This window comes from Pseudomonas cyclaminis, assembly GCF_015163715.1.
Taxonomy (GTDB): domain Bacteria; phylum Pseudomonadota; class Gammaproteobacteria; order Pseudomonadales; family Pseudomonadaceae; genus Aquipseudomonas; species Aquipseudomonas cyclaminis.
On record NZ_JADDUM010000224.1, the window covers coordinates 1 to 5,958 of the forward strand.

Sequence of the window (5,958 nt, forward strand, 5' to 3'; positions counted from 1 at the left end):
TCTTCAGTGACCGCCACCGGTGCGTGGCCGATGGCGACCTCGCGGTATCGCGGTGCGGGCTGGGGTTGCGGTCTGGATTCGGAACTCACAAGGATGTCCTCCATCAAGGCGGATCAACGCCGCCTCGTTATTGTTATGTCGCGGCGACTGCTCAGATCGGGTAGTGCCGTGGCCCGTTCTGCAAGGTCACCCAGCGCAATTGCGTGAAGTGTTCGATGGAGGCCTTGCCCCCAAAGCTGCCATAGCCGCTGGACTTGACCCCGCCGAAGGGCATCTGCGCTTCGTCATGCACGGTCGGGCCGTTGATATGGCAAATGCCCGATTCCACCCGCTGTGCCAGGGCCAGGGCGCGGCCGGTGTCACGGCTGAAAATCGCCGCCGACAGGCCGAACTCCGAGTCGTTGGCCAGGCGCAGCAACGCTTCGTCGCCGTCACCACGCAGCAAGACCGCCACCGGGCCGAAAGACTCTTCGCGGTACAAGCGCATGTCTTCGGTAACGCCATCGATCAGCGTCGGTTGCAGGATGCTGCCGTCCAATTGACCGCCCGCCACTAGCCGTGCGCCCTTGCCCAGCGCATCGTCGATCAGCGCTTTGATGCGTGTACCGGCGCTGGCATCGACCAGGGAACCCAGCACCGAATCCGTCGCAGCGGGGTCGCCGGCGCGCAGGGTCGCCACCTTGGCCGCCAGCTTGGCAACAAAAGCATCGGCAACCTTGGCATCGACAATCAGGCGCTCGGTGGACATGCAGATCTGCCCCTGATTGAAATAGGCACCAAAGGCAGCGGCCGCAACGGCGGCGTCAAGGTCGGCGTCATCCAGCACCAGCAGCGGCGCCTTGCCGCCCAACTCCAACAACGCTGGCTTGAGATGGCGCGCCGAGAGTTCGCCGACAATCCGCCCCACATGGGTCGAACCGGTAAAATTGACCCGGCGTACGGCCGGGTTGGCGATCAGCCGTTCGACAATCGCCGCCGCATCCGCCGGGGCGTTGCTGATGACGTTGACCACGCCGTCTCCCAGGCCGGCGTCCTGCAAGACCTGGCCGATCAGGCGGTGCACTGCCGGGCTCAGCTCCGAGGCCTTGAGCACCACGGTATTGCCGCAGGCGAGCGGCATGGCAATGGCGCGGGTGGCGAGGATCACCGGGGCATTCCACGGCGCAATGCCCAGCACCACGCCGCAGGGCTGACGCAGGGCCATGGCGAAGCTGCCGGGCACATCGGAGGGGATGACATCGCCGGTGATCTGGGTGGTCATCGACGCCGCTTCACGCAGGATATTGGCCGCCAGGCGCACGTTGAAGCCATACCAGTTGGCCATGGCGCCGGTCTCGCCGGCGGCCGCGATAAATTCGTCGCTGCGCGCCTGCAACTGCTCGGCTGCCTTGAGCAGCCGAGTGCGGCGTTCGTTGGGCGCCAGCGCGGCCCAGGCGGGGAACGCGGCCTGGGCAGCGGCCACGGCGGCGTCGGCATCTTCCAGGGTGGCGGCGGCGACTCGCGAGACCACTTCACCGGTCACCGGGTTGCGACGCTCGAAGGTTCGGCCGTCGCGTGCGGGGCACGACTGGCCGCCAATCAACAGGGGCACGTCCAGCATGGTGATTCCTCTTTATTGTCTTTATCGGGAATACGTTCAAGCAGGGTAAAACGGTGCGGCCCGCAGGCCGCGTCCTTCAGCGTTTATACGCCTGCAGGCCAGGCTTGATGCTCTTGTCGTCGAGGAATTGCTTCATGCCCTGTTCGCGACCGCCTTCGGTGTCGAGCAAGCGCGATTGGTCGAGCTTGGCGTAGAGGTAATCCTCGTTCTGCTCCCAGGTCAGCTCGCGGCAGCGCTTGAAGCCATGCTTGGCGGCACGCAGCACCACCGGGTTTTTCTCCAGCAGATTGCGCGCCAGCTCAATGGTGACTTCGCGCAGTTGCGCCAGGGGCACGCTTTCGTTGACCAGGCCCATTTCAGCGGCTTTCTGCCCGCCGAAGGTCTTGCCGGTCATGATGTAGTAAAGCGATTGGCGGTGGCCCACGGTGTCGGCCATGGCCTTGCTCACCAGGTTGCCCGGCGGGATGCCCCAGTTGATTTCCGAGAGGCCGAAGGTGGCTTCGTCGGCGCAGATCGCCAGGTCGCACGCCACCAGCGGGCTGAAGCCGCCGCCGAAGCACCAGCCATTGACCATGGCGATGGTCGGCTTGGCGTACATGCGCAGCAGCTTCCATTGCCATTGCGAGGCTTCGCGGCGGATTTTCTCCTGGAGGATTTCCGGGCCGGCGTCCACTTCGCGGAAATATTCCTTGAGGTCCATGCCAGCCGTCCAGGCTTCACCGGCGCCGGTCAGCACCAGCACACCGGCGGCGGGATCCTGTTCCAGGGTTTCCAGCACGTCGATCATTTCCCGGTTGAGGGTCGGGCTCATCGCGTTGCGTTTTTCCGGGCGATTGAGAATGACCCAGGCGATGCCTTCCTCGATCTCAACCTTGACGGTGGTCCAACGGCCTTCGTAATTGCTCATGGCGGTGTGCTCTTGTTCTGGGTTTGAAGATGATTCGAAATTAAACCGCAAATATAGTTATGTCAATTAACTATTAATCAGCGTAACCAATATTTAACGACTGTGAAAAAACCGGCATAGCCACAGCGCGCCAACCCCGGCAAACTAGATAGCCTTCTTAACCGCCACCCTCCGAGGATTGCACTGCCAATGGCCAAGCCTTCCAACATCGCCGCCACCAGCCACGCCCTGCCCGACAATGACGAGGTACAGCCGCCGCTGGATTCGGCCCTGGACGATCTGATCGGTTATGCCATGCGCCGCGCCCAGCTCAAGCTGTTCCAGAACCTGATCGGCCGACTGTCCGACCACGACCTGCGCCCCGCGCAGTTCTCGGCCCTGGCGATCATTGAGCAGAACCCTGGCCTGATGCAGGCCGACCTCGCCCGCGCCCTGGCCATCGAACCGCCCCAGGTGGTGCCGTTGCTGAACAAGCTGGAAAGCCGCGCCCTCGCCGTGCGCGTGCGCTGCAAACCGGACAAGCGCTCTTATGGAATCTTCCTGAGCAAACCGGGCGAAGCCCTGCTCAAGTCCCTCAAGGACATCGCCGCGCAAAGCGACCTGGACGCCACCGCAGCCCTGGACGTCGAGGAACGTGCAGAGCTGCTGCGCTTGCTCAAGAAGGTCTATCAGGACTGATCCCGCGACCTACCACAGCGCCACGGTGTAGAGCACCAGGAAGCGGGTCTGGTTCTCATCGCGAAACGCCGCGCCGCCAGGGAAATCGTTGCGGTAGATCGACTTGCGCGCCATCAGCCCGACGTTCTTCAGCGGGCCACTCTGGATCACGTAGCCCAACTCCATCTGGAACTCGCGCTCCTTGCGATCCTCGGCATTGAACGCCGCCAGCTCGATGTTATCGCCGCGCACATAACGCAGACGCCCCTTCAGCCCCGGCACCCCCGAGGCCACAAAGTCATAGTCGTAGATGGCCTGCCAGGTGCGCTCCTTGGCGTTGAGAAAATCCGAACTCATGGTCAGTTCGCTCATGCCCATCAGCTCGGTGCCGGAGATGTACGGTGTGGCCGTGTCCCCGCTGGAATGCATGTAGCCCAGGCTGACGCGATGCCCACCGAAGCGGTAGCCGAACAGTGCCGAGAGGTTGCGGTTATCTACATTGCCCGCCTTGGCGCTGCCGTCTTCGCGACTGAAAAAACTGCGCAGGTCGCTGGTGAAAACGCCCTCGCCCACCGGCAGGTTGTGCAGCAACGCCAGGGTGTCCTGTTGGTAGAGGTCCGCTACCTCGGCATGATAAGCGCGCAGGCTGAGGTCTTTGTTGACCTGGTAATCACCGCCGACGTAAGCCAGGTGTGAGGTGGTCGCCGTCGCGTTGAAACGCCGGTTGGGCGAGGCGATGGTCATGGCCTGGTAGTCGGTGGAGTCACGCTTGTTGATGCGGTCGATATAGCCGGTATTGAGGGTCAGCCCGTCGATATCCTTGGAGCTTAACGTGGCGCCTCGAAAGGTCTGCGGCAGCAGGCGCGACGGGCTGGCGAAGGCGAATGGCAGGAAGATCGACACGTCACCGGCCTTCACGGTGGTTTGGGCAAACCGCAATTTGGCCGTGGGCGCCAGGCGCGAGTATTCATCGGCGGCGCGCTTGTCGCTGGCCGACACCGGCAACAGCTCGGTGCCGCTGCGGTCTGGGGACGAGTCGAGCTTGACCCCCATCAGCCCACGCACATCCAGGCCAAAACCCACGGTGCCAGGGGTGTACCCGGACTCCAGGTTGAGGATGAACGCCTGGGCCCATTCCCGTGCGGCGGTCTTGGCGCCGTCGTCCTTGTAGTCACGGTCCAGGTAGTAATTGCGCAGCGTCAGGGTGCCATGGCTGTCGTCGATTAAGCCCGCCGCCCACAGCTGAGTGGGCAGCACACCGAGCATCAGCAGTGCACTGAGCAGGCGTGGAGTGCGGTTCGATACACAGCAGGCGGCCGCGACGGCGTCCGTGGGGAGGTTTGGCATGTTCGATGTCCATTTTTTGTTGTTGTTTTTGGGGGGTGCACACTTGGCCCGATGGGCTTGGCGGACAGAGAATGGAAACAGCCGCAGCTCCTCGTCAACCGCTACTGACCGATAATCGAACGTTAATAAACCTATCTATTTTCATATTGCCTACCCGCCCCCATCCCAAACCGCTGAATTAGACGGCTTGCTCCATGATTTGGCGCAGGGGGTCGTCACCGTTCTTTTTATAGTTATATTTGTTATCTTAATTGCCAGCAGCCGGTCAGGCTCGCCACCACAACAAAAACAACAATGAGGTTTGCCCATGAACAGTCCATCGCGTCGTTCGACGCTGACGATCGCTTTGTGTTTTATCGTTGCGCTGATCGAGGGGTTCGATCTGCAGGCGGCCGGCACCACCGCTGCCGGGCTGCGCCACAGCTTTGCCCTGGATCCGAAAATGCTCGGCTGGGTCTTCAGTGTCGGGATCATCGGCCTGCTGCCGGGGGCCTTTTTTGGCGGCTGGATCGCCGACCGCATCGGCCGCAAGAAGATCCTGGTGATCGCGGTGCTGCTGTTCGGGCTGTTCTCCTTGAGCACGGCATTTGTGCAGAGCTACTCAAGCCTGTTGCTGGTGCGCTTCCTGACCGGCCTGGGCTTGGGCGCCGCGCTGCCCAACCTGATTGCGCTGTGTGCCGAAGCAGTGAGCGAGCGCAATCGCGGCACCGCGATCAGTGTCATGTACTGCGGCGTGCCGCTGGGTGGCGCATTGGCCGCCGTGGTGGCGATGTTTTCCAGTGAGCACTGGCAGACCACGTTCATCATCGGCGGCCTCGCGCCTTTGCTGGCCGTGCCGCTGATGATCCTGCTGCTGCCCGAATCCAGCGCCTTTCGCCAACAGGTCGACCGTACCCAAGGCGTCCGCCCTTCGACGGGCCAGGCGCTGTTCGGCGAAGGTCGCGCCCGCACCACCTTGGCGTTATGGCTCAGTTATTTCTTCACCCTGACCGTGATGTACATGCTGCTTAACTGGCTGCCTTCGTTGCTGCTGGAGCAGGGTTTCAGCAAACCCCAGGCGGGCATGGTGCAGATGCTCTTCAACATTGGCGGCGCCCTCGGTTCACTGCTGGGCGGTGTGCTGCTGGACCGTTGCAATGCGCTCAAAGTGGTGCTGTTCGTGTACGCCGGGTTGCTCGCGGCGCTGGCCGGTGTCGGTTTGTCGGTGGGCATCGTGCCGATGGCCATCGCAGGCTTCGCCGCCGGATTGTTTGTGATGGCGGCGCAATTGGTGCTGTACGCCAGCGCCCCGCCCGCCTACCCAACGGCGGTGCGTGCCACCGGCGTGGGTGCGGCCGTGGCCATCGGCCGACTGGGCTCGGTGGCCGGGCCGCTGGCGGCCGGGCAACTGCTTGCGGCAGGTGCAGGCACCGCCGGCGTGCTGCTGGCGACCTCCCCCCGGCGTGTA

5 protein-coding genes are annotated in these 5,958 nt (G+C 63.0%); 2 read left to right on the forward strand and 3 right to left on the reverse strand.

What is annotated here, in order from left to right; genetic code table 11:
* Positions 1 to 151: 151 nt before the first annotated feature.
* Together IQK56_RS24925 and IQK56_RS24930 are read right to left on the reverse strand one after the other, a co-directional pair.
* On the reverse strand, positions 152 to 1,600 hold the full coding sequence (locus tag IQK56_RS24925; protein WP_099585052.1) for an aldehyde dehydrogenase: 1,449 nt from the start codon (positions 1,598 to 1,600) through the stop codon (positions 152 to 154).
* A 76-nt stretch (positions 1,601 to 1,676) separates the two neighbouring features.
* Entirely contained in the window at positions 1,677 to 2,507 is an 831-nt protein-coding gene (locus IQK56_RS24930; RefSeq protein WP_010567568.1) for a p-hydroxycinnamoyl CoA hydratase/lyase, read from the reverse strand.
* Between the two features lie 189 nt (positions 2,508 to 2,696).
* On the opposite strand from IQK56_RS24930, the gene IQK56_RS24935 reads away from it, so the two are divergent.
* Entirely contained in the window at positions 2,697 to 3,185 is a 489-nt protein-coding gene (locus IQK56_RS24935; RefSeq protein WP_193864211.1) for a MarR family winged helix-turn-helix transcriptional regulator, read from the forward strand.
* 9 nt (positions 3,186 to 3,194) lie between these two features.
* Here the strand turns inward: IQK56_RS24935 and IQK56_RS24940 are convergent, their stop codons facing one another.
* Positions 3,195 to 4,511 (reverse strand): OprD family porin, encoded by a 1,317-nt coding sequence (locus IQK56_RS24940; RefSeq protein WP_193864210.1) that lies wholly within the window; start codon positions 4,509 to 4,511, stop codon positions 3,195 to 3,197.
* A 307-nt stretch (positions 4,512 to 4,818) separates the two neighbouring features.
* On the opposite strand from IQK56_RS24940, the gene mhpT reads away from it, so the two are divergent.
* Positions 4,819 to 5,958: 3-(3-hydroxy-phenyl)propionate transporter MhpT (gene mhpT / locus IQK56_RS24945; protein ID WP_193901865.1), on the forward strand; the 1,140-nt coding region annotated here is incomplete at its 3' end.

Excerpts from the sequence above, each read along its gene's own strand:
- IQK56_RS24930 (WP_010567568.1), bottom strand. The coding sequence starts at position 2,507 with ATGAGCAATTACGAAGGCCGTTGGACCACCGTCAAGGTTGAGATCGAG.
- IQK56_RS24935 (WP_193864211.1), top strand. The coding sequence starts at position 2,697 with ATGGCCAAGCCTTCCAACATCGCCGCCACCAGCCACGCCCTGCCCGAC.
- IQK56_RS24925 (WP_099585052.1), bottom strand. The coding sequence starts at position 1,600 with ATGCTGGACGTGCCCCTGTTGATTGGCGGCCAGTCGTGCCCCGCACGC.
- IQK56_RS24940 (WP_193864210.1), bottom strand. The coding sequence starts at position 4,511 with ATGCCAAACCTCCCCACGGACGCCGTCGCGGCCGCCTGCTGTGTATCG.